The 25,937-nt window shown below is 43.5% G+C and carries 13 protein-coding genes; all 13 read right to left on the bottom strand.

Translation table 11 applies throughout. The features are described from left to right. Positions 1-52 precede the first annotated feature (52 nt). The 13 genes from TI10_RS16350 to TI10_RS16400 all read right to left on the bottom strand — a co-directional run bounded on the left by TI10_RS16350 (position 53) and on the right by TI10_RS16400 (position 25,898). Positions 53-1,543 (bottom strand): MATE family efflux transporter, encoded by a 1,491-nt coding sequence (locus TI10_RS16350; protein WP_049584460.1) that lies wholly within the window; start codon positions 1,541-1,543, stop codon positions 53-55. Next, positions 1,543-11,775, bottom strand: coding sequence for a type I polyketide synthase (locus tag TI10_RS16355; RefSeq protein ID WP_049584461.1), 10,233 nt, complete (start codon positions 11,773-11,775; stop codon positions 1,543-1,545). Before TI10_RS16355 ends, TI10_RS16350 begins: the two co-directional genes overlap by 1 nt. Before the next feature lie 247 nt (positions 11,776-12,022). Then, positions 12,023-13,168: an acyl-CoA dehydrogenase family protein gene (locus TI10_RS16360; protein ID WP_244161630.1), complete on the bottom strand. Its 1,146-nt coding sequence runs from the start codon at positions 13,166-13,168 to the stop codon at positions 12,023-12,025. Positions 13,169-13,177: 9 nt separating this feature from the next. Further along, a complete protein-coding gene (locus TI10_RS16365; RefSeq protein ID WP_049584462.1) occupies positions 13,178-13,435 on the bottom strand; it encodes an acyl carrier protein in 258 nt (85 codons plus the stop codon). Positions 13,436-13,446: 11 nt separating this feature from the next. After that, positions 13,447-14,505 carry an HAD-IIIC family phosphatase gene (locus TI10_RS16370; RefSeq protein WP_049584463.1) on the bottom strand — a complete coding sequence of 353 codons (1,059 nt, stop codon included), beginning with the start codon at positions 14,503-14,505 and terminating at the stop codon, positions 13,447-13,449. A 16-nt stretch (positions 14,506-14,521) separates the two neighbouring features. Next, complete coding sequence (locus tag TI10_RS16375) at positions 14,522-15,367, bottom strand: 3-hydroxyacyl-CoA dehydrogenase family protein (RefSeq protein WP_049584464.1); 846 nt, start codon at positions 15,365-15,367, stop codon at positions 14,522-14,524. A 14-nt stretch (positions 15,368-15,381) separates the two neighbouring features. Next, positions 15,382-15,546: a hypothetical protein gene (locus tag TI10_RS25195; protein ID WP_155416491.1), complete on the bottom strand. Its 165-nt coding sequence runs from the start codon at positions 15,544-15,546 to the stop codon at positions 15,382-15,384. A gap of 157 nt (positions 15,547-15,703) precedes the next feature. Next, the gene (locus TI10_RS16380; RefSeq protein ID WP_049584465.1) at positions 15,704-16,066 is read right to left on the bottom strand and encodes a hypothetical protein; all 363 of its coding nucleotides are present in this window, start codon (positions 16,064-16,066) and stop codon (positions 15,704-15,706) included. Positions 16,067-16,578: 512 nt separating this feature from the next. Next, positions 16,579-17,841 (bottom strand): cupin domain-containing protein, encoded by a 1,263-nt coding sequence (locus TI10_RS16385; protein WP_049584466.1) that lies wholly within the window; start codon positions 17,839-17,841, stop codon positions 16,579-16,581. A 20-nt stretch (positions 17,842-17,861) separates the two neighbouring features. Continuing rightward, positions 17,862-18,005: a hypothetical protein gene (locus TI10_RS25200; RefSeq protein WP_155416492.1), complete on the bottom strand. Its 144-nt coding sequence runs from the start codon at positions 18,003-18,005 to the stop codon at positions 17,862-17,864. Positions 18,006-18,527: 522 nt separating this feature from the next. Further along, on the bottom strand, positions 18,528-19,568 hold the full coding sequence (locus TI10_RS16390) for a 5-bromo-4-chloroindolyl phosphate hydrolysis family protein (RefSeq protein WP_049584467.1): 1,041 nt from the start codon (positions 19,566-19,568) through the stop codon (positions 18,528-18,530). A gap of 58 nt (positions 19,569-19,626) precedes the next feature. After that, the gene (locus TI10_RS16395; protein WP_049584468.1) at positions 19,627-20,730 is read right to left on the bottom strand and encodes a toxic anion resistance protein; all 1,104 of its coding nucleotides are present in this window, start codon (positions 20,728-20,730) and stop codon (positions 19,627-19,629) included. 185 nt (positions 20,731-20,915) lie between these two features. Next, a complete protein-coding gene (locus tag TI10_RS16400; protein WP_049584469.1) occupies positions 20,916-25,898 on the bottom strand; it encodes an RHS repeat-associated core domain-containing protein in 4,983 nt (1,660 codons plus the stop codon). Positions 25,899-25,937 lie beyond the last annotated feature (39 nt).

Below are 25,937 nucleotides of genomic sequence, written 5' to 3' on the forward strand. Positions count from 1 at the left end.
ACCGGATATTTCCAATCGAACAATTCATTAAGTTTTTAACTATAACAATATATTAAATAACCTGACAAACTTGAACATTAGCTGGTTTAGAAACCAAATTGCCTAATGCGATTAGCGAAAGCACAGCAGCCAAAATAAATACCAGTAAGTCCACTGAAAATAGAATAAGAGAAAAACATCCAACACCAAACCAAAAAGATAATGAAAAAGTTAAAGAAACCTGTAAAAAAAGCTTAAAAAAAACCAATAACATCGAATATTTCTCTTTTTTTACACTTTGCAGAAAACCGATAAATACCAGTAACCCGCCAAGGAAAAATAAGCCTAAAAAAATCAAAAAGGAAATATTATAAATCTCTAACAACAGATTTTTATCATCAGTAAATAAGCCATATAAATGTTCTGGCAACGTAATAACCAGTAAAGTCATTAATATTGAATAAAATGAAGCATATAATAATGCCACCTTTAATGACTTTATACATCGATTATATTTTTCTGCGCCAAAGTTATAACTTGATAAAGTTTGCAACGCTGACATCATTGCAATCAACGGCAAGACGACAAAGCTTAATACCCTGAAAACTAGTCCAAAAGCACTAATCATATCGCCCGCGTTTTCAGCCTCACTCGCTTTGATGAGATAATTAATAACGAAAATGAGTATCCCATATGACAAATTTCCAATCAGGGTTGGCAATCCGATAAGCACTATATCTTTGCACTCTTTCACGCCTATGCCGAAGTAAGTCAGTGAGAGAGTCAGACGAGTATGATCACTATGAAAGATCAGTACGGCACATATTAGCGCTATAGTATTAGCCAATACCGTCGCAACCGCAGCGCCAAACATTCCCATCTCGAATACCACAATAAAGATGAAATCAAACACAACATTAAGAATGGATGCACAGAGCATTATTGCGAACATGGCATTAGTTTTACCTTCTGCCCGTAACAGATCGCCAAAAATAGTCGCTATCACGATAATAGGCATACATAACACCAATGGTGTTGCAAAATCCACAGCATAATTAATGATGCTTTCCGTAGCCCCAAGAAATAATAAAATCTCTCGTGCCCATGTTAGAAATAATACGCTAAAACAGATAGCCCACACTCCTCCCATAAATATAGCTTGTATCGCAATTCTATTCGCCAATGGAAGCTTATTCGCGCCTAGAAATCTCGCTACCAAGACAGCAGCGCCGGTTCCCAACATAACTCCTACAGCACCGATTAATAGAAGAATAGGAAAAAATATTGAAAAGCCCGCCATAGCATCTTTACCAATATATTTAGTGATAAAGATAGCATCAATTATTCCATAAAGCCCCTGAATTGACATGCCAAAAAAAACCGGAATTGATAATTTTAAATAGGCAAAAGCCACAGAATCATTTGCCATGAAATTTGTATTTTTCAATGACATCTCCAATCCAAAATTAATATTTTTAAATTCAATACTGCTATATAAGAGTGCGAGTGAAATTTGCCAAATTAAAGACAAAGCTCTCATTACAAGAGCTCTGACAACAAACATCACATTAGTTTGCCAATCACGCTCTCAAGCGATTGTTTAAATAACGTCATTGTGCTGGTGACGTCATTGACACTGAGATTTTGATTATCAACGATAATAAGCTTCCGAAGCGCTTCGGTCATGCCCGCCACACCGTCCGCCCACACTTGTGCATGCTCAGGTATTGCCATAGCAAGGAAACGATGAAGAAGCTCCAACTGTGACAACCACCGCTTTACAATCTGTTCCAATTCACCAGATGTCATCCCCAATAACAGTTCAGGACTTTCCAGCAATTTATTGACAGCACCGATACCAACATAATGGTGAGTTGGCGTATTTCCGTTCGTAATAACCGTGTGAGTCTGCAATCCCGACAAGGTTTTATCTAGCGTCTTGCGTAATAGATGATCAATAGGTAAAAACGCCCCCATTTGAACAACCGATATCGCAAGATAAGAACGAGATTTGTGATACACCTCATGAGATTTCATAAAATCTAGCCCTTTGAACCCGATAACAGTTTGCGCAAACTCATCATCGCTTATTTCACCAAAGTAATTAAAGCTCCCGTCATAGACTTGATAGCCTCCTTGAGTACGCCCAACCAAAACAAACGCATGTGGAATAACCTCTTCCTCATCGATTTCTATATTATCGAATAGCGGCCTGAGTAAATATTCACTATGGCTCAACCCGTAAGAAGGGGAAAACGGTAAGTAGTAATCTGATCCGGTTACAATAACCAGTTTTCCTTGCTCCAGCTCATTTATGCAATACGCGGTGTAAGATTCCAAATCGTCAAAAAATTGTTTGTGATAGGAAAACGAGAAACTTTCTGGCAACTGAGGCCAATCCAATAGCGCGCCATAATTCTGATAGTCACTCAGGATATTGCCTTGTGAGTCTGAGAACTGCACGCCAAAACCAAATAGCAAGCTTCCATCCGATGCTCGCATTAAGCTATCTGGACAATTCAAACCATAATCATGTTTCAGTTTCTCTCTCACCGCTGAATACATACAGCTCGCATCACTGCCATAAAACTCAGGCTTGAACTGTGTATTGTACTGCCAACCTATCGCATTAGATGAACTCGGCGTATCGATCAAACGGGTGATTCCATTCAGGCTTTTTCGCGATAGCAGCATATTCATATCAATAGGAATTTGTACAGACTTCGCTTTCGCGATGACTTGTACTGCGGATAGTGAAGTCCCACCTAATGTGATGAAATCATCTTCCCCGTTCACATCACTGACACCCAGTACATTTTTCCAAATAACCTTAAGTTCTTCTTCTACACTCTTTGACTTTGTAGCGCCAGAAACTGGGTTTCTCGCCACACTTTGTGTAGACACTTGAGTTACGTCAGAACCAACTTTACCTGAGAAAATAGCCTGTAGCCTTTTCACATCTTTAGGATATTCTTTCCCTCGAATCGGCATAGGCGGAAGGTTTACTGGAGGTACAGCCATCCCGTTTAATTCATGCTGCCAATGAACATTGGCGTTCAACAGCGACAACATGCCCAAACTTTCCATGAGGCAAGATTCCTCTTCTTTGCCATGACGCATAAGAGAAATACAGACATGTTTTGCACTGAAATCCTGATGGTGTTTAATCAGCGACGATAAACCATTGCCAGGCCCTATCTCAACGAAAATACAATCACCGCTTGCCAGTAATTCCTCTAATCCCTGAGTAAAACGCACCGGTTCACGAATTTGACCAACCCAATAGTGCGGTTCCATCATCATATTTTTAGTACTCAATGCTCCGGTCACATTAGAGATGATAGGAAGTTTGGGTTCTGAGAGTTTCACCTCACCGATAACTCGCTCATAATCAGCCAAAATGGGCTCCATATAACGGGAATGGAAAGCACGGCTGACTTTAAGACGCTTGGTCTTGATTGATCTGGATTCGCAGAGTTGCTCAAATGCGGTGATTTCTTCGTCTGAGCCGGAGAGCACACATAGCTCGCTGCTATTATCGAGCGCGATTTCCAAGCGACCAAACAACATGGTTTGAGCCACTTGTGCCGAACACATAACCGATAGCATAGCGGCAGCTTCCGTGGACTGCATCAAGCGGCCTCTGGCACACACCATCCTAACCGCATCGGCGAACGAGAAGATTTCAGCAACCGCGGCTGCGACATATTCACCTAAGCTATGGCCCAACATCACGGCCGGTTTAACACCATAAGAGGCGAGAACCTGCACCAGTGAATACTCAATAATAAACATTAACGGCTGAGCAAACTCGGTATTATACAATTTCTCATCATCTTCCCCCGCGAGGAAAAGCTGTTTTAAATCAATCGCGCAGTACTCGCTGGCTATTTCAAATCCTCGATCACACCATGTTTTGAACAGATCATTTGTGTGATAGAGAGACAGTCCCATCGCCGCATATTGCATACCTTGTCCCGGGAACAAATAAACCACTTTCCTATCCGCTGTGATGCCGTTGTAAAGATAATCAGAGGAGGGTGACGACAATCGCTGCAATAAACCTTCACGATCCCGGCTATAAGCAACAAACAGATAAGGCATCACCTCTCTTTGCATTAGACTCAATGCCAGCTCATTGATATGACTATCAACGACGTTGCTTTGTATTGCTCGCTTCAACTGCTTCTTATAGCTGTCTAACGACTTTTCATCCGGGGCCGACAATACGATTGGTAGAACGACTGACTGCCCTTTGGTCAGTGTTTGTCGATGTACATTTGGCGCCTGTTCAAGCACAACGTGCGCGTTCGTACCACCAATACCAAAAGAACTGACACCTGCTCGCAGAGGTCCCTGAGCATCATCAAGTCGGCTGTATTGATTGCTGATAATGAATGGGCTGTTGGCAATATCGATTTCCGCATTAATTCTGGCAAAGTTGATTGTCGGCGGCAGCTCTTTATATTTAAGCGCCATTGCCGCTTTTATCAGTCCGGCAATACCCGCGGCTGAGTTCAGATGTCCAATATTGGATTTTACACTGCCTAACTTGCAGAAATTTTTCTTATCCGTAGCAAAGGCTTGTTTAAGCGCTTTAAATTCGATGGGATCTCCCAGATGGGTGCCCGTACCATGCGCTTCAACAAAGCTTAACGTGTCTGCCGAAACATTCGCATCTTTAAGCGCGGCCTGAATCACGTCAATTTGTCCCTGATAACTTGGCGCAGTGTATCCAACCTTTCTGCCGCCATCATTATTGATAGCGGCGCCTACGATGGTCGCATAGATATTATCGTTGTCTTTCAGTGCTTGCTGGAGTGGTTTTAATACCACCACGCCAACGCCATCACCAAAAACCGTACCACTGGCTTGGATATCAAACGGGCGGCACTTCCCATCTTTTGCATGGATCATCCCCTCTTCGGAGAGATAACCGGCTTTTGTCGGTAAAGTAATGGAAACTCCGCCAGCAAGCGCGACATCACATTCTCCAGCCCTCAGGGACTTGATTGCCTCATTGACTGCAACCAGAGACGACGAGCAGGCGGTTGACAAAACCATACTGGGGCCTGTCAAATTCAATTTATAGGAGACAATAGTCGCCATATAATCCTTATCCGCCACGGTCATTGCACTATATTGGCCCGCACTTCCCTCAGCCGTCGCCATCGCCTGCGCTAACCACTGCAAATTGCCTGACGCCGCCGCATAAAGACCAATTTTGTATCTGCTTTCTTTGGGCTTAACGCCAGCGTCTTGCAGAGCTTGCCAGCAACAGGTATGAAAGGCCCGAACTTGCGGGTCCATTTGCCTTGCTTCGTAAGGTGTATAGCCAAAAAAGGCAGCATCAAACTCACCCGCATTAGGAAACACCCCTTTTGCTCTGATGTAGTTGGGATTATCTAATAGAGCCTGATCTATCCCTTCGTCAAGCAGCTCTTCTTTGCTGAATATCGATATGGATTCTTTACCGTAAGTGAGATTCTGCCAAAAGTCGTAAATGTTTTCGGCTTCCGGGAATGTAGCAGCAATACCCACAATGGCGATTTTTTTACTGATATCAGTATTGTGATCTTGGCTTCGTTGATTATCCAACGGCATATCAAGTTCTGCTGTTTTATTATTTTCAACCGTAACTGCTGATAGCTCCTCCACCATCATGACGTTTTGCTCAATAATAAAATCAGCAAGTAATGCTGATGTCGGATAACTGAACATATCCACCACGGACAAATCAATATAAAGCGCTGCGGTAATACGCTTATTGACCTGAACCAGATCCAATGAATTTGCCCCTAATTCAAAGAAGTTATCACCACTATTAATCGAATGGATTTTTAAGAAGTTTTGCCAAATATCCATAATAGTGTCGACAATCTGTTGTTTTGAGAATATCTGCTTTGAATGTGCTGAATGGGATTGATACGTAAAAGGCCGAATATGGGTGCCAACCCATTGTTCAAATCGCTGGTTCAGATCCCCGGTAGAAACAATTAACTGTCCCTCAAGAGGCGACTGTAAAACGCGTTCTAAAATAGAAAGACCTTCATCCGGCTCAATTAATAGCTGCTCTAGTGAAGAACCTATAACGTCATCAGCATCTTTACGCTCAAATACCCAACCATCCCAGTTAATACTAATCCAAGGTTTACCCAACTGATTTTGTTGTTTCGCAAATGCATCAGCAAAAGAACTCACTGAACTGTAAGCCGAGAAGCTTAAGCCCCCCAAAATAGCCGCAATGGAAGAGCATAAAAGACAGAAATCAATTTGCTTGTGTTCTAATAGTTCTGCAAGCAACTGGTAAGAATAAACTTTTGTGTCAAACTGGGGCTGACAATTCTCCATAGTAATATGGTTAATGCCTTGGAAAGAATCTCCCCGCGTAACACCTGCCGCACAGATCACCCCATTTAACTGACCATATTGTGCTTCAATATGCCCAATAAGCGCTTCCATCTCCTGACGATCACAAACATCTGCCGCGTAGTAATCAATATCGCCGTCACTAATCAGAGATAATTGATGTATTCGATCAATCAGTTTTGACTGCGGATGGACTTTTATTTCAGCATCACCCCACTGGGCTTTTCGAGGTAAATCTCTACGCCCCGATAAAATTACCTTAGCGCCATACTGCGTCACTAAGCGCTCTGCAAATAATAACCCCAGATCACCCAATCCACCGGTAATCAGATAAACACCCTGTTTTTTGAAAAGCTGTTTTTGGGAAATAACGTTGGCATTCTCAAACTGTTCGTAACGCTTTTCAAATCTCGCTTGTTGAGATCTTTTGACAATAAAACGCATATCGCTTGCTGTTAATTCTTGAGCAAGAATATCGCATGCCGCCTCAATAGGTTCAGCCGTATCTAATTCAATAATTCGAGGATGACATTTAGTGACCTCTTGAGCAATAACCTTAACTAAGCCATTAAGCAGACTGTGTTCCGGTAGTGCGGTAGTCGCCAATAATAAACGAAACTCAGATAAGTGCCCCGATTTCCCCCATGATTGCAGTAATAAAATGACAGCAAACCAAGATGTCATTATGTCTTTAGTACCGGAAAGCGGCCAGGCAAAAATAATTGAGTCCGGTAAGAAACCAGAATGTGCTAACTCAGCCATTAATTTATCGAAACTATTTTTATCTCCCGGTGTAACGCCTATTACCTGACCATCGACATAATATTCCGGCGACGGAACAATAAATTTAAGTTTTTTCCCCTCTTGATTAAAGCGCTCAGTAAATACGTTACACCACGCTAAATCCGGCACAAAACAGACGATATTATTTTCCTGTTCGGTACTTCCGGTCGGTAACCCGACAGGTTGCCACTGTTCGGTATACAACCACTGTGTAAGTTCTTTCTTAGTGACTTTAGTTTCAGACACCCGACCAACGTTGGTAGAGGAAATATGATATTCACTTAAACTTGGCTCTTTGATGAATTGATAGCCGGGAAGACTAATACGCCCCGGAGATACATGTTGGTATAAAACAGTCCAATCGATAGAACACCCCAAAGACCAAAGCTCTCCTAATACTTTGAGCAAACAAGCTCGGTCACTCTCTTCCTCAAGTGGATGACGTAACAGATTAAACACGGAAATATTCGCGTTACTATCCGCTATTTGCTTCACAAAAGTTGAAAGAGTACGTCCCGGTCCGACTTCTAAAAATACATTTAGTTCCGGCTTTTGCAGGCAAGTTTCAATGCCTTGTTGAAATTCAACGGCTTGGCATAAATGCTTGATCCAATAGTCGGCTGAGCATGCCTCTTCGGGCTGAATCCACTGGCCTGTGACGTTGGATAAGAACGCCGCTTTTGGCTCTTTAAAATCCACTTTATCCAGTTCCGCTCGAAACTTATCGACGCCCGGCAACATCATCGCGGTATGAAATGCATGCGATGTCTTCAATAATCGACAACGGAAGTTCTCTTGTAACAATCGCTCTTGCACCGCTTTAACCTCTGCAAAAGGACCCGCGATAACACATGAATTAGGCGAGTTAATCGTCGCCAGTGTCACTGAGTCCGTCAGAAATGGCTCAACTTTTTCTCTGCTCGAAGCGACACTGAGCATGGCTCCCGGTTCACACTCCTGCATAATGAGACCACGTGAAGCCACTAATTTAAGGGCCTCTTCCAAGGTCATCACTTCTGCTAATGTTGCGGCGACATACTCTCCCACACTGTGGCCAATCATTGCATTGGCCCGGATACCGAAACTTTCCAGACACTTCGCCAATGCATAAGAGACAACAAAGATAACCGGTTGGGTTATTCGGGTATTTTGTAGTTCAAGACTACGCTCTTCTGCATCCTCTCCATCGCTGTACAGGAGCGACAACAGATCGATATCAAATTGCTCACGCAGCAGTTGATGGCATGTATCCACTATATTTTTGAAGCTGTCTAGCTCGTGGTACAAACCTTTCGCCATCTCTACATATTGCGCCCCCTGCCCCGGAAACATAAAGACAAGACCGGGTGCATTGTCTGAAATCTCACGTCCCTCCGGCTTGCCGCTTGCCAAACGAGACAAAGTGATGCTCAGCGCTTCAATGCTATCGACAACCGCTGACGAACGAACATCAAACTCGCCTCGTCCTAATTGCAATGTGTAAGCTAAATCTGTCAGGTTGGGGGCTTGATCTGCATGCTGGATATAGTCGTGCAGCTTACTTGCGATCTTCGCTAAACCTTGCTGACTCTTGCTTGACAGAACGATAAGTTCTGAACGCTCATTATCCCTCTTCACTGGCTGCTCTATCGATTTAACCGTCAAGTGCACATTGGTTCCGCCAATACCAAAGGAGCTGACTCCCGCGGTTCTAATCTCATTATCACTCTTCCAATGCCTTGATTTATCGATCAAAGTAAATCGAGTGTCAGACAATGAGTCAGGGATCGTTTCCGTAACATGGCATGACATCGGCAATGTTTCGTATTTAAGCGCTAATATCGTTTTAATAAAACTTGCTACGCCTGCCGCTGTGTTGGTATGACCGATGTTGGATTTAACACTCCCCAGTACACAATTTTTGTCACTTGCGCCAAGCGCTTCTTTGATCCCCTCAATTTCGATTTCGTCACCAACCAAGGTTGCGGTGCCATGCGCTTCCAAAAATTCAATATCGTCGGGCTTAACACCAGCCATATTTAAAGATTGGCGAATACAACTGGCTTGTCCATTGGCATTCGGCGCGGTGTATCCCGTTTTGTCATGACCATCATTGTTGACGCCAAAACCTGCGATCACCCCATAAATGTTGTCATTATCTCTCAGCGCATCCTCTAACCTTTTGAGTGCCACCATCCCCAAGCCATCACTAAATACCGTGCCGCTCGCTTCTTGGGTAAATGGACGGCAATGACCATCAGAACTGTTGACCATACCTCGCGCATACATGTAACCGCTTTTAACCGGCGTGGTAATCGATACGCCGCCAGCCAATGCAAGATCACATTGATGAGTATATAAGCTCTGACAAGCTAAGGTGATAGCCAACGCGGAGCTGGAACAGGCGCTTTGAACCGTTACCGCCGGTCCGGTTAAATTCAGTTTGTAAGCGACGCGAGTCGTCAAAAATTCCCGGTCATTCAAAAGCGCGACACCAAATTGCTCAGTTGAATCCGTCACCTCTTTTTTTAATCGCTCTAACCACTCATGATTCGAGCCGCAAGAGGCAAACAGTCCGGTTATCGGTCTGTATTTTTGATTGCCATATCCGGCATCATCGAGTACCTGCCATGTCGCTTCATGTAACAATCTGAATTGCGGGTCCATATACTGAGATTCACGAGCCGTATACGCAAACGCCTCTGGATCAAAATCAAACGAGCTCGATAGCACGCCCTTTGCTTTGATGTAATTATCCAACTGCAAAACCGCCGCAGGAACACCCGCTTCGAGTAACTCCTCATCTGAGAAAAAGCTGATGCCTTCATGACCTTCTAGCAGATTTTGCCAATATTCTTGAATGTTCTCACTGCCCGGAAAGCGCCCACTCATTCCCACAACAGCAACCGCGTGCTGTGGATAATTGTGTCGGGTATCGTCGTTTGAAACGGATATTGGCGAGGTATTCTGAGGTGTGCGTTTGCTCGTTTGTAACGTTTGGCTATTACCTAATGAGCAAATATGCTGAGCTAATTTTTCACAATTGCTATAACGGTAGTAATCACTGATTTTTAGATTTAATCCATACTCAGTGTTGACCTTGTCATGTAAATGCGCAATATCGAGTGAACTCGCGCCAGCATCAAAAAAGTTGTCTTTAAGGGTAATCGCATCTTTTGCAAAATGCGTTTTCAGCATCTCAAGTAGCGCTGTTTGTAAACTGGCCTCATCAAGTGAATGCGCTCGCGCTTGGCGCACTTCTACAACCTGCGTATGCTGAATCTTTTCTTTTTGGACATTCGCAACAGGTCTAAACTCAAGGCGATCCGGCAATGATTGATATTGCAGCTCCGCCAATGAAGGTTGCTCCCCGTCCCCATACTCTTGCAAAATGACGTGCGCATTGGTTCCACCTACGCCAAATGCACTCACCCCGGCCAATCGCACGTCACCATGACTGACATCCCACGGTTTGGTTTCGGTATTTACATAAAAAGGCGAGTTGTCCAAATCCAGTTTCGGATTGGCTTTTTTAAAGTGCAGCGTAGGAACTAATGTCTTGAAATAAGTGCAAAGCGCGACCTTGATAAAAGCTAAGACGCCAGCGGCCGCGTCACAGTGACCAACATTAGACTTTACCGAACCTAACGCACATGAGCCATCACCCTGAAAAACGCCTTTCAACGCGGATAATTCAATCGGATCGCCAAGCAAAGTACCGGTTCCATGCGCTTCGATATAACTAATTTGTTCCGCGTCTACCTCTGCATACTCAAGAGCGTCCTGAATCACACTCTTTTGTCCCAATTCGCTAGGCGCGGTAAAGCTGATTTTGTCACTGCCATCATTATTTACCGCACTGCCTTTAACGATGGCAAAGATTCTATCGCCGCTCTGGATGGCATCATCAAGGCGCTTCAAAGCAACAACGCCAACCCCGTTACTGAATACGGTGCCGCATGCATTTTCATCGAATACGCGAGTTTTACCGTCAGGGCTGTTAATCATCCCTTCCTGATATAGATAGCCGCTTTTATGAGGATGGGTGACACTCACCCCGCCCGCTAACGCAACATCACACTCGCCGGCCTGTAATGCCTGACATGCCATATGTATCGCGACCAAGGAGGTCGAACACGCAGTTTGAATAGTGACCGACGGCCCTCTTAGGTTCAGTAAATAGGAGATTCGCGTACAAAATGAGGGATCATTCAAAGTAGCAACATGGAACTGCTCAGCCGCTGAACTAAATTGCGCATCCAATGCTTTAAACCAAGACCATTGGCTACTTGCTCCGGCAAAAACACCAACCTTTCCTGAATATGTTTTAGAGTCGATATTGGCATGATTTAATGCTTGCCAGCAGTTTTCTATCATTAAACGGATCTGTGGGTCCATTCTTACGGCATCAGAATGGTTAATACCAAAGTAATCTGCGGCAAATTTGAATGGATGATTAATAATTCCCTTTGCCGAAATATAATTTTCTCTTGAATATGCTTCTTTTGAAACTCCATTGGCTTTAAGTTCGTCTTCAGTAAATGAGCTGATACCATCTATACCGCCTCGCAACATTTCCCAGAATTCACTTACGTTGTCAGCACCAGGAAATTGCCCAGCCATGCCGACTACAGCAACCTCAAGTCCAGTAAAACTATTTTCCATAATTAACCTTTGTTTTCGTTGTTACACAGGCGAGTAATAGCAGGAGATCAATGCTCATACGGAGCTTGGTTATTTTTAACGTTTGCTCCAAACCTGGAGCCAATAGAGCAGATCCGAATAGTCATAATTTTGAGCATCTCAGAAATAATATTTATTTTTCGAACAAATAGGACGCCAAGATACTCAAAATATTATCGCCAAATAAATTTGGCATGATGGTTTATTGTTGCAATTGATATATCGAGATCTAAAGAACGGACTGTTTACGATAAAATTGTCTTAATGCATGTTGTGCAATTAAAACTTGCTGAATTTGGCTGGTGCCTTCGATAATTTCCAACACTTTGGCTTCTCGATATAACCGCTCCACAGGATAGTGATTACATAAGCCATTACCACCTAAAACCTGTACAGCATTATTTGCAACCTGAATAGCCGCTAGGGAGCTCTGATATTTAGCAATATTTGTTTCCATTATTGCATCATGGCTACCTTGGTTTCTTAATTCACCGATCTTTTCGCATAGGGCTTTTGCCGCATAAAAGACCGTTGTTGAATCTGTAATTAAGCCTTGAATTAATTGGTGTTGGGCAATTTTTTTACCGAACTGTTCTCTTTTACGAGCATAAGTCACCATTTCCTCCAGGGCCGCATGAGCAATTGCAACCCCTGCCCAAGCAATACTGTATCGGCCATAAAAGAGCGCAGTATTTGCTACAAAGCTTAACCCTGCGCCTTCTCGCCCGATAAGATTATCCTTGGAGATCTCCACGTTATCAAAGTTCAACTCGGATAGATAAGCACCGCGACTAGCCAACAGCCCGGTCATTGGCGTGCGACTCAAGCCAGCCGCTTCTTTTTCCACCATAAAGGCGCTGATTTTGTCGCCATTCTTGGCGAAAACCAGAAACAAATCCGCAATTCCTGAGTAGGTGATCCACTTTTTATTGCCGTTGATGCGATAGCCTGAATCTGTCTCTTCGTATGTTGTTTGAATTGAACCAGCATCTGTCCCGGCATTGGGCTCAGATAATGCAAAACAGGCAATCTTCTCGCCTTTACACATCGCTGGCAGATATTTTTCCTTTTGTTCCGCGTTGGCAAGTCTTACTAAAGTTTCACCCACCAAGCTGGTGTGAACCGTAAGCAATGCTCTGGCGGAATTGCAGCCTTTACCGATTTCTTCCGTTAAATAGCCGTATGACAATGGATCAATGCCGCTACCGCCATATTCTCGCGGTAGAATAGATCCCAGAAACCCTAAATCGGCCATTTGAGTAATAACGTCTTTTGGCACGCCGCCTTGTTGGTCGAACATGCCAGCGTTAGGCCGAAGTACTTCATTTGAAAACTCTTTCGCTAATTTAACCAGCCGGTCCATTTTATTATTCATAAACAAAATCTAACCTTGTATTTTTTGGACAAGTTGTTGCATTTTTTCAATTGAAATAAAATTCTCTCTTTCAATATATTCATCTGGAATCGAGATCGAAAATTTATCTTCGATAAAGCATAGAAGTCTCATAGAAAATAAAGAGTTAACCAAACCGCTTTCAAAAATATTAGTGTCATCCTTTAATTCTATTTCATCATCTAAATTGGTAATATTATTTTCAATAAAATGACGAATTTCTGTTGATATAATATATGAATCTTTCACACACTCACCTTTTAATTAATTTCAATTTTGACATAACGCGGAAAATCAGGAACTTGACTCAAATCATGGGAGAAAATTATTGTATCATCTGAGAGTTCTTGACATTTTTTAAAGCCAGCAAATTGATAGGTTACATACATTTGCCTATTACGCTGTGTCCGCTTAAACTCAGCATGCAAATTATGTGACTTTTCTTTAGCTTGCTTCATAATATAAGTCAGAGCGATACTGCCGACACCTCTGGACATGGTTCTACATGACATAAGCAAAAGTTTTATATAATCCGTATCACCTTTATATTGAACCAGAGCAAGACCTATTTTTCCGTAAGAGCCATATTTATCGACCAATTCAAATACCAACAGGTCATGATCATCAGAGGCCATAAGCGCTGATAACTCATCGCGACTGTAAGTAATACCGGTAGAATTGAGCTGATTAGTGCGTTGAGTTAATTCCTCAGCGCGGAGCAGATCTTCCTCTTCGGCTTTGGAGATATAGAATTTCATATCTAATTGACTGAGGAAGTCGTCAGGCGTGCCGACAAATTGCTCTTCCTCACTTTTTCTGAGGATATCATCTTGATAACGACGCCTTCTCAACTTTGCATCATCGGATATTTCCATATTCGCAATTCGCGGTAAGTCTAGCAGTGTCTTATATTCTAAAGCATCAATACAAACAACCTCGGGATGTCTTGAATTAACCTCATCCCTTTCCATTATTTGGTCATCAACAAAAATAAACGTATCGGCTGAAATATTCAGATTCTTCTGAATTTTTTCTATCGATAAAGACTTCGGCCCCCAATTGATCTGCGGATAAATAAAATACTCATCCAGTTCAAATTCGCGAAGTTTAGCCATCGCATCACTGGCATCATTTCGACTAGAGATAGACTGCAAAATACCCATGCTATCCAATTTTTTAATAATCTGGGGAATATTTTCTTTGAGTTTCACCTCATCCTGCTCAGATAAGACACCTTCCCAAATAGTATTATCCAAATCCCAAATCACACATTTAACTGGTTTATTTATGACTTCAACTTGTGTGTCAATAGATTTCATTTTCACACTTTCCTAATTATTTATATTTAAAGAAACCCATACCGCTTTTTTTGCCCAAATGCCCGGCATCGACCATTTTCTTAAGCAGTGGACAGCACCGATATTTTGGGTCCTGATAGCTGTCATAAAGGACACGTAATGAATTCACCACGGTATCCAGCCCAATTAGATCAGCCGTCTCTAAAGGGCCCATTGAATGGCCATATCCATCTTTAAAAATCTTGTCTATATCCTTTGGAGACGCAACGCCATCCTGTACCAGAAAAGCCGCTTCATTCATAAACAGGTGAGATAATCGGTTCGAAACAAACCCAGGGTAGTCTTCCACCACCACCGCACTCTTATTAATGCTTTGCAGCAAGTCTTGGGAAGCTTCTAGCGTTTTGTCTCTGGTATGGAAACCTTTAATGACTTCTACACATTTCTTAAGCGCAACGGGATTCATGAAATGCAAGCCAATAACTTGCTCTGGATAAGGTAAGCATGAGCCAATCTTAGTAATTGAAATACAGCTCGTATTTGCAGCGACGTAGGTCTTCTCATTGATGACAGACGACAGCCGTTGATACACATTTTGTTTAGCTACCAGATCTTCTTTCACATTTTCAATGACCCAGTCACTCCCTTCAATTTCCTGATAGTCACTGACCACTTTTACTCGTTCAAGCAGCTCATTTATATTTACCGATTTGAGTGAAGGCTCAAGCATGCGATAGAGCCTAAACTCATTTTTTATCCGGGAAGGAATGTTCTCAAGTACGGTTGGATCAATGTCTAGAATAACAACATCATGACCAAAAGCGGCGCACACCATCGCGGTGTCTAACCCCATAACACCCGCACCAACAATCGATATTTTCAACGCCAATCTCCTTTTTAAAATTGTAAAACTACATATCTTGAAGTTTTCCCTCGCTCCAACAGCGAGCGTTCCATACGTTTTTCTCTCATAGCTGATGCCGGTTCTAGTACGCTACCGCCCCTCGCCATGACCAATGCGCATAAGGTGTGGTGACTACTTTTTATAGGATGCTTTGCCAAGCGCCCGCCCCCGCAGACGCTCGGCAAAACACAGCGGACGTTACCCTTCCCACTGACGAACTGTGCAATGACGCCACTCGCTTCAAAAATCGAAACGAATGCTGCTACTGACCTTAGTCAATCTAGGTGATTTTTTCGTAGTGCAACTCAACCTGTTTTAGGTGGTTGTGCTTATCTCTGGCGGGACCTTTGACTTTGTATATAGCAGATTGGTTTTCGCCTTACACAGGTGATTGCTCAGCGTCGGCACTTTCAGAATGGTCTTTCGTTCTTTACAGAATATGGCGTTGTTTAGCAGATTGGATTTCAGATCGCGAAAAGCCAGAGTGATTTTTTCTTTGTTGTAACCAGCAGACTGGAAGTTTTCAGCAATGAAGTATACAGCAGAGGAATTTTCGGCAAGGATGCTGTTACCGTCGTTTTCATTGACACTAACTTTTTTCTGTGCCTTACCAGTATGGAAGCCCAGTTTAATATTAACGTGTACTTTCGGCACTTCGTTCATAAAGCTTTCAAACATAGCATTTATCCTAAACAGTAGCTCATGAGAATGAAGTCAGCCATGCAACATTGACGGGATGTATTTTACTCTGCTTTACCGAAAGACAGAGCAATAATGCCTATACATAAATTTCCATTAACAATAGAACATGACAAACATGCGAACTAAAGCAAATTTTCTATATATAACAAACATATCATCAATTTTTTAGTTTTTTTATCTCTTGCGAACTAATCCTTATAAATTTAATAAAACACTTTAGGAAAACTGATAATAATCATACATAATAAATATTTTTCATTCAAATAATTAATAGTTCTAATAATATTATTACAATGTAAATTTCTATGAACAGGTAACACGAACGTTTAGAACACTGACTGTAGGTTGTACACACAGGCTCCATCGGCCTTGGAAAAACATGAGATAACGCCCAAGGCGTCATATCAATGGTGGGCGATGGTGATAAAATCACCTATAATTCAGCGGGGCAGGGATTTGTGTGAACGTGTAGAGATGAACGTAAGGTCCTACGCTGCAAGCTGCAATCCTCCTAGCCTGCGCAACTGCCCCACGGTGACAAGCAATACATCCAGCGATACTCTTCCGTCAAGCTTCTCATACAGCTCGCGCGCACTGAATGGTATATCAGGAATGACTTTCATCAATTTGACACAGATTTCATTTCGAGCAAGGCGAATGCGGCTTCCACGGACAAAAACCAACAAATCTTCCTCCACCTCGATAGTGGTCAGCGGAAAATCCGGATCGCGAATCAAACGGGTATCTGGAGTTATCACATCGTCTTGAAAACGGACAAAAGAATAGCGCAGATGCCGACGGCTTAAAGCTCTTGCCATACTCTCAGCATGTATTCGCCTTAACCATTCTGCCTGAGAATACTCATTCTTTTCGGCCCGCTTGACGATTTCATCAATAGAACCTTGGAAACGCTCTTCGGTAATAGCATGTTGAAGAATTTTTTCGGTCACCTTGGCATCCGAATATTTTGATACCGCAAATGCAATACCAATTGAGAAACTATCTGTATTACCAATATGGTACCAATGCGGCGGCAGCAAAAAAACATCACCCGCTTCGATGACAAAGGTCTCGCCATATGGCACCAAACGCTCTGGATGGAAACAATTTTTTTGTTCGCCATTCATTCGATGAAACTCTTCTTTACTAAAGAGCGTCATCTCCTTAGCCGAAGGACCAGTATGGAAATGAACGACTGAGGTATAAGGATTATCAATGTGAATGCCAAAAGGAGTATAGCCATAGTTGCCGATAAACAGCGTCACCTCAACCGCACTCCGCCAAGCGCCTTGAGCTTCGACGATAGGCGCAAAAATGCGAGCGCCCATCCGAGCCAATCGATCGGACCACTGCTCAGCGCCATTGACAATAATGCCGAGCTTACGCCCATCAGTGGTCCTGGATACATAGTCCTTGAACGTCTCCCCCATACGAGGCTGATTATACAAAACCTCGTTCTCATACTGAGGGCTTTGCATGCCGTCGATATACAACCGCAATGAACCATTGATAGCCCGGTCAGCTTCTATCGACATGCTAGCGAACAAATCAAAAAATAAAGCATCATCAAAAACTGCCGGTTCGAAAACCCTCTTCAATAGAAGAGGCGCCATTTTGCACGGTGCCTTAATAGGATCATATTCATAAGAAGCGCTGGAGGACTCATGAACGCGAATGTGCTCATAAAGTGGCGCCAGTCGCTGTATAGACGATAATGGAATCAAGGCTTTATCTTGAATCACATCAGACATTATATTTGCCTAATATGAATCTAACGAATAGGCTGAACGGATCGGGATACTGAAATTTGGGGAATGTCTTCCACAACTTCCAAACCGAGATCGTTGACACTAGACTCCATCTGATTGGTGGCTACATTGCTGTCTTCCATTACTGCATTGGTGTCTTCTAGCATGATACCCTCCAATTAAATGAGTTCATTTAAATACGTTTATTTGAATAGGTTTGTTGTTATGCCCATAACTTTTGAGCAACAATAAAATAACAAACCCATTTTAACACTTCAATAGTCCTGAATAATGACTGCCAATAATAGTTAAAAAATGCCGCTATTTTGACTGGAATAATTAAAATTTTTGTATAATTAAGAAGTAAACTACTGAATTGCCCCCATTTTTTTATAAACATTTCGATGTCTAAATACCTATAGGGTTCAAAAAATGTTCCACACGGGATCGATACGGACAACAACCGCGATCAAGCACGATCTGAATTTGCTAGCTATGAAAAGCATGAAAGCTGGCTAAAGCTTTCCAGTTTTTTTCAAGACTTTTAGCCAACTTAGTAGTCAATGCCTGCAACCGTTATTCATTCATAAATTCATCTGCCATGAGATGATTGAACATATAAAAAAACAGACAACGGCAAAATCTATTTACAAGCTCATGCCATAATTCTCATAAATTTCTTCAATTTTTTAATCATCCTTAACACCAAACCCTTGAGAACGGATCAACTGATTCATTACTTTTAGATCTACCAATAGATCGTCGATATCGTTGTCTAATAGATGCTGGTGCATTTCGCTAAATACTACGCTCATTTCCTTTATCCCTTGATAAGTCAGGGATTTCACCTCTTCGAATTGTGCGCTATCAGCATTTTGCTCCTCCAACAAAACACAACGTTCCAATGCTTTGACAATCATTGGCAAATAACGGTTGAGAAATAACTTACCGGGAGTGACATCCCTGGCATCAGCCTGCATACAGTCAATGATCGCCTGCGTTTTCTCCTCAATTAGGCTAATCAATTCCTGTATCTCATTCTCCATACCAGACTTATAACGTTTGATCTGAGCCAGTTGCTCATAATATTCAGTAAACTCTGCTTGTGCTTCATCTTGCCGACACTGTTCCTCTGCCTGTTGACGAGCAGCAATCTGTTGCTGCCGTTGCAGCGCTTTCTGCCGTCGAAAATTATTCCAAGGCTCAATCAACACCGTTACCAGCACGACAACAAAAAATACGACACCAAACCAAACAGGAATCGCATGGGCATCAATTCTAAACAACGCGACAATAGTACTCGCTGTCATCAGTAATAACGGGAACCTGCTTACCTCTAGTTTACGTTGTCTGATAATCGTGATGAATAAAGCCGCTAACCCACCAAACAACAGCGCAGCAGCCCATAGCCCCGCCAGTACACTCAACACCGCCACCAACCAACCGGCCAAAGTCGCCGACCTATGTGGATGCGACGGATAGAGAGCCAACAATCCGATATAGCCTGATAACAGCACTATACTGGAAATATGGCCATCACCGGCTGGCAAGGTCAAAAAAGACCAAGGAGTATACAAAACAACACAAGCCAGTATAAAAGCGAGGACAAAAACTTTGATATGAAACAGTACCCGTGATAAAGACCGCCTGATGCTACCGAGCAGGGACATCACTCCCGGCTTCTGCTGTTGTGTCGCATCATGGTCAGACGATGATTGAGGTGTAGACATTAGGTATTTTACTCTTATCTATTATCCATTATTGTCAAGAAAACATCTGATGAGATGACTAATATTGTGCATTAGCCGCCGCAGTTAAACGCTGACGTAAATTATCTTCCATTGAGGAGAGTTCTTTCTCAATTTCAGTTCGTTTAACGCGCGCTTCTGACGCAATGCGCATTGTATCTTCAATCGTATTGACCAAACGGCTCTGCACATCACGCAAAGTTTCAATGTCAACAATAGAGCGTTCTACTTCAGTGGCCGTTGCAATGCTGCTCTGTTGCAAAATTTCAGCATTTTTACGCAATAAATCGTTGGTCGTATCAGCCACCTCTTTTTGCAATTTAGCCGCTCTATGCTGAGCTTTCAGTGACAGATTGAGTACCATCTGACTTTTCCAGATTGGCAATGTGGAAAGGATGCTACTCTGGATCTTTTCCGCCAGTTGCTGGTTGTTATTTTGTACAATCCGAATCTGTGGCGCAGTCTGTATAGCAATGGTTTTTGACAGTTCCAGATCATGAAGACGGCGTTCAAAACGATTAATATTTTCCAGTAGATCTTTAACACTCTGCGCATCCATCATGTCTTGAGACGTTTCAGCCTTGCTCTGTAATGAGGGCAACTCCACCGTTTTAATCTGTTGTAACTTCTGTTTTCCCGCTTCAACATAGAGCGATATTTCTTTATAGAAACTCAGATTACGATCATAAAGTTGATCTAACACCGTGATATCACGTAGCAAATTAAGCATTGCACTATCCAGATGAGTGGCAATGGTATCGACTTGCTGTGTTAGCGTTTTCTGATCAATCATAGTGCGTTCGACTTTCTTAAAGATCCCGCCGATCAACGGTAATTTTCTCAGAAAGCGACTACTCTTCTCTTCTGGGGACAGCGCATCATGTTCGCGAATAAACATGACCAAATCCGAGAGTTTCTGCCCTACCTCATCAGCCTCTTTGGTTCGTACATTCTCCAATAACGTATCAGCAAAACGGGCGATCCCTCCCATAGGCTTGGCGCCATAGCTGATCACCGCCGCAGGTTGTGAAATATCAATCTTTTCTATTAGGCTGTTGATGTGCTCCTGATCAACCAGAACAGTTGACTCATTGATAGCCATATCACGACCAAATGATGGGATAGGTATAACTTTAGTACTCATAAAATAATCCTGTTAGCTGAATAGATAAAATAATTTTATGTAAAATAAGAAATATTATAGGATGTCTACAACGTGTTTAAAATAAGTTCTATTTTCTGACAATCTGCGATTACCTCGTACACAAAACAAAAAACGCCAGCATGAGCCAGCGTTATCAGTGCATCAGTTAAAAGAGGAACTGGTGACTAACCGTAACTAACAACAGGCGGCAAATTTCTGTAAAATCGTAATGCTTCATCGTTACGGCCATAGCAGTACGCTAAAATAACGTGCTCATTTTTATTCAAGACATATCTACCAAATTCATCCCCCGTCATTCCATCCATATTAATCACTCTTATCCTTCCTTTTAGGGAATCCATACCTATTAAAGTTTGTCCTTGTCCAAATTCGTTAACATCCGTGAAATAAAATCTCCATTCAAGAAGCCCAGGATCGCGAATACTATTAGGAAAACCCGCAGAAGCAGTCCAGTTATCGCCATGCCAATAACCATGAGAACCAGACAAAATATTAATGGGACGTCGGGTCACGCTATTCCGCCTGGCAAAAAATCCAAGCGGTTCCATGAGTTCACGTCCTGCTACTGGTTTATCTGCGCCGAAAACATAATGTCCCTTATTGAGCATGCATTCTTGGCGAATTGAATGCCAGCGGGAACCTGCCGGAGCATTTGCAAGATGATCACGGGTAACAGCGCCTAATCCATTGCCATGCCCTCTCCCTCCCCAATGAGCAGGACCGCGTAAAATATTATCCTCCCCCAACGGTGCTCTCATCGCTTTCGCAACCTTGTAACTACCACGAGACGCAAGCGCTTTCGCAGCCCCGACTCCTGCCAGCCCAGCGATACCGAATCCTAATGATACCCACCCCAACACTGACGACGCCTCTGGATTTATATCTTCCGCCGCACCACTCGCTATTGCTGTCACATCAGACACCACGCCAGCCGCGCCAATCGCTAATGATACCGCTGACGCAGACTCGATAGCGGCCATCACACCACCTGCCGCGGCGATAGACGCACCGGCAGTAAATATTGCAGCCAACAGACCTATCGAACCAAGCACTATGCCGGCAATCGCCTGACCACTCAGGTGACCTGATGGATCAGCCAGGTTTATTGGATCTCCCACACAATACGCGTATGGATTAATCCCACCCGCACCAAATGGACTCAAACTATCTGGACAGTTGAAACGCATCAACACCGGATTGTACGCACGATAGCCATTACCCAGATGGTAGGTTCCGCTTACCGGGTCTAACCGCTCACCATTAAAGCCTGGCAACGAAGACGCTGGCTTTCCAGAACCATAGGGAGACCATGCATGCAATGTACCGCTATTTTCACTTGTTTTACGGGACCATAGGGTACTGCTCTTCTGGTCTCCTGCTACTAGCGTCAGGCTGCCCGCATCACTCACACCGAAACAGGAATGGCCCATTTTAATTAGGCGGATTTCACGCGATTGTGATGTCAATACCTCATTAACCAGCTCATCGCCTCGGTAATACAACTCACGTAAATCATCATGATTGACGTTCTGTGATACCAAACGATTGAGCGCATCATAACCATAGGTACCACCGCTTATATTGTTTCCGCTAACGCTGACTAAACGCCCTGTAACATCATATTTCAGTATGCGCCCCGCCTCATCCTGCGTCATACGACCATTCGCATCATAATTCAACGTAATGGCAGCCGGATAAGACCTATGGGTATGTTTTACCTTCGTCAACTGCGTTGGGTCTTTATCATTCTCATACTGATAGGTGGCGGTATTAGTCGTACCGTTCGATAATGTTGTGATAACCGATGTCAGGTTATTGAGTACGTCATAGCTGAAAGTTTGTACAGCCATCTCATTGCCGTAAGGATCATGTGGAAGAGTGCTACCGTTAACCGTATAACTGACCAATCGGTTGCGCACATCATAGCCGTATACCTCTGTTCGTACAGTTTCCCCATGACGATAAGTCACCCTCTCAGCAAGCTGACCATTCGCCCGCCATGCTTGCGTAACATTCACTACCGTTCCCACGCTATCTGTTACCACCCGGCCTACTTCACGCCCGAAATCGTCGTAAGTGAGTTTAGTCGTCAAGCTGGCCTGTGTAACGGTATCCGTTACTGTTTGCGTACTGAGTCTACCCAGTGCGTCATAGTTCAGAGCGACCGACAAAGCGCTGTCACTCATATTAATCACTCGGCCGTAAACATCTCTGGCGTACTGAGTATGAGCTCCAGTGATGTCCGTGCATTTTATCGGCTGTCCACCCTGCGTCCAGGCGTAGTTTGTACTACGGGAAATACCAGACACTGATTTCGTGGTTTCTGCTTTAAGGCTGCCGGATGGATACCATTCACGGATGATAGCAGCCCCATTAGTCTCCTTCGCCTCTATCAACCATCCGGTTACCGGATGATATGTAAATACTTGGGTAAGATCTTTTGCCGTTATACTGCTAATCGCGTTATCCAGCTCCGGGATATATGTGTAGTTAAGGACGTCACCCGCAGGTGTTGTCACAGTGGCAGGCGCCGGCGATACGCCATCATAGGTATACGTGGTGATGCGTCCACCGCTAATACTTGTCGTCAGTCGTCCCAAGCTGTCGAAAGTTTGTGTCCCCATGAGTCTTGTAGCACTGTCAGGCCCTGTCACGCTGATACTTGCCACATTGTTGCCGGTCAGGTGCGGCGCATAAGTGCGGCTCACCACACTCCTGTCAGGCAACGTCTGAGTTACCACTCGCCCATAGATATCATAGGTTCGTAGAATAATATTACCCAACTCATCTTCTTCTCGGCGCAGGCGGCCTAACCCGTCATACTCATACTTGCGCTCCCCTTGCATGGCCCCGCTAGTATCGATGCGCGTTACACTCAGTGGCCGCTGGCTGACGTCATATTGTGTCAATACAGCGCCGCTTTTGAGCGTGTTGTTGCTTATTGTGCCATGCTGGCTGATAGTGCGTGTCAGGTACACCGCGCTGGTAACCTGCTGATCAGAAATACCGTCTGTAAACGTTGTGCTCGCTATTGCCCCCCATCCATCGTAGGTATTTTTCGCCGTCATGACGCACTGCACAGGGCTGTTGGTACGATCTATCCACCAATCACTTCTCTCACTTGCTGCCGCCTCGCCCAATGCATTATGGGAATATGACTGTATCTCACGCCATGAGGAGGAAGTATCAGCATCATACTGATGCTGACTGATAATACGCCCATTGCCATCGAAATAGGTTCTGACCGCGTTACCGGATGCATTAGTTTCTGTTGTAAATATCGCATCGGGAGTCAGCATGTAACTCCAGGTCGTAGTATTTTCATAATCCGAATCCGGGCAATGAGTGCGGGTCAGTAGTCGCCCAAGCGCATCATAAACATACCGAGTTTTAATGCCCTGCACATTTGTTTCACCCTGTATTCGCCCGCTGTATATCGATTGCACACGCTCGACAGTGGTTCTTAAACCATCATGACCGGTGAATACCACATTCTGTGTCATCACGCCGTTATTAACCGTGGTTACAAATGTCTGCATGGATGAGTAAGACTTCGAACTATCAGACAGGTCATATATCTTGTTTGTGATGGCAGAAACACGACCAAACTCGCGGCTACTTTTATTATTTTCGTAAGTCGTTGTCTGCATGTTCAACAATGTATCGCCACTGTAGGCAGATTTACTCTGTTGCACTACATAATGAGTATCACCCAGTAGTACATAAGCATATTGTGTGGATTGTACCGGAACGTCATAGTCCGTCGCGGGTGGTGTTATCAACTGCTGTTTCATAAAACGGACAAAACCGTTTGGTTCTGCCGGACACCCCTCTTCCCCCTTTGCATCATACCAAGCAGTCGTTACCGTCGTTCCATCTGGACGTACTTCACGAATCGGATTACCGTATTCATCAAACTCAGAAAGCGTGATTTCTTGACGGCTATGACCTTCACTATCCATCCAAGTAATAGTACGACGACAAGGAAGTTGGAATTGCAGGGGCTGCCCATCAATAAATGTATTTTTCTCGGCGTAATAATCCGTCTGAGTTAACTGCGAGCAACCATCACGTGTCACTTCTTCCAACGCCAGAAAATGATAGTTGTTGTAAGTACGGCGGGTAGTCACGGTCACCCCGGCACAAGTCACGGTTTCCGTAGAACCATAGGTGTAATCCGTCAGGGTCGTGAAAATGTAGTCGCTGTTCTCACTCCAGCTACCGAAATCGCTGTTATAACCCAAAAAGTTGTGGCTGGTGTACTCATAATCGGTAACAGTTTCAACCTGACCAGCCCCTGGAACACGCGTATGCTGAGCTACAACAGGCAACCAGGAGAGACTAGCATTATCTGGAAAGGACAATCCCTCCACACTGTTATAGTTAACAAATTCCTGCACACCGGTTGGAAAAGTCACTTTCGTCAGCAAATAACTACTGTCATCATTCCCTGCATAACTATAATCAAATAACCAATAGAGCGTTTCACTGTCCGAAACCACCCTGCTAATATTACTCAAAATAGTATCGTTATTTTGAAGTGCAAAACGCAATGCATATTCTTCTGCCGAACTTGGCCAGATAATCACATTAACAATGGTGTCGTAAGTAATATTGCACAATAAACGCTGTTCATCGCAGATACTTTCCAACAGGGGAAATGAACCACTCCAGCCCCAGGTTAGCATTATTTCCCGGTTTGTAGGGGAAGTCATTTTTGTCGTGACAAACGTTTGACCGTCAGCAACGGCAGTAAGGTACTCCTTTTTCCCATTTTTCCAAACGACAATATAACCGTTTTCATCACTGTTACCATTGGCATAATTAAAGCTAAAATTATTCAACTTTTTATTGCGTACAATGTTTGTGCCTGACTCTACCCGGTATTTTTCGCCGTTACTAAGTTCCAGCAAATTGGTTTCATAGTTAAACTGGGTCAATCCGAATGAAAAACCTGTGCCAAAGCCGATATTATTGTTATTCAGCGGGGAATAACTGAGGGTCAGATCAAGTTGTGGTCCGAGTAGATTATTAGCATTAAAATGTGCCAACGGAAAATTAACGTTAAATTGCCCAGTACGTGGATCAACACCGCTCTGCAAGGCACTAAAAAAATTACCTGCCTGTGAGGTGAACATGTTATTCATAATGATTTCCAAAAGAGAGTTCAATAAAAATTAATTACG

This window comes from Photorhabdus luminescens subsp. luminescens (genome assembly GCF_001083805.1).
GTDB lineage: Bacteria > Pseudomonadota > Gammaproteobacteria > Enterobacterales > Enterobacteriaceae > Photorhabdus > Photorhabdus luminescens.

Coding starts and splice junctions, on each gene's coding strand:
- TI10_RS16360 (WP_244161630.1), bottom strand. CDS start 13,168: ATGAATAATAAAATGGACCGGCTGGTTAAATTAGCGAAAGAGTTTTCA.
- TI10_RS16370 (WP_049584463.1), bottom strand. CDS start 14,505: ATGAAATCTATTGACACACAAGTTGAAGTCATAAATAAACCAGTTAAA.
- TI10_RS16400 (WP_049584469.1), bottom strand. CDS start 25,898: ATGAATAACATGTTCACCTCACAGGCAGGTAATTTTTTTAGTGCCTTG.
- TI10_RS16380 (WP_049584465.1), bottom strand. CDS start 16,066: ATGTTTGAAAGCTTTATGAACGAAGTGCCGAAAGTACACGTTAATATT.
- TI10_RS25200 (WP_155416492.1), bottom strand. CDS start 18,005: ATGCTAGAAGACACCAATGCAGTAATGGAAGACAGCAATGTAGCCACC.
- TI10_RS16390 (WP_049584467.1), bottom strand. CDS start 19,568: ATGTCTACACCTCAATCATCGTCTGACCATGATGCGACACAACAGCAG.
- TI10_RS16355 (WP_049584461.1), bottom strand. CDS start 11,775: ATGGAAAATAGTTTTACTGGACTTGAGGTTGCTGTAGTCGGCATGGCT.
- TI10_RS16350 (WP_049584460.1), bottom strand. CDS start 1,543: ATGTTTGTTGTCAGAGCTCTTGTAATGAGAGCTTTGTCTTTAATTTGG.
- TI10_RS16385 (WP_049584466.1), bottom strand. CDS start 17,841: ATGTCTGATGTGATTCAAGATAAAGCCTTGATTCCATTATCGTCTATA.
- TI10_RS16395 (WP_049584468.1), bottom strand. CDS start 20,730: ATGAGTACTAAAGTTATACCTATCCCATCATTTGGTCGTGATATGGCT.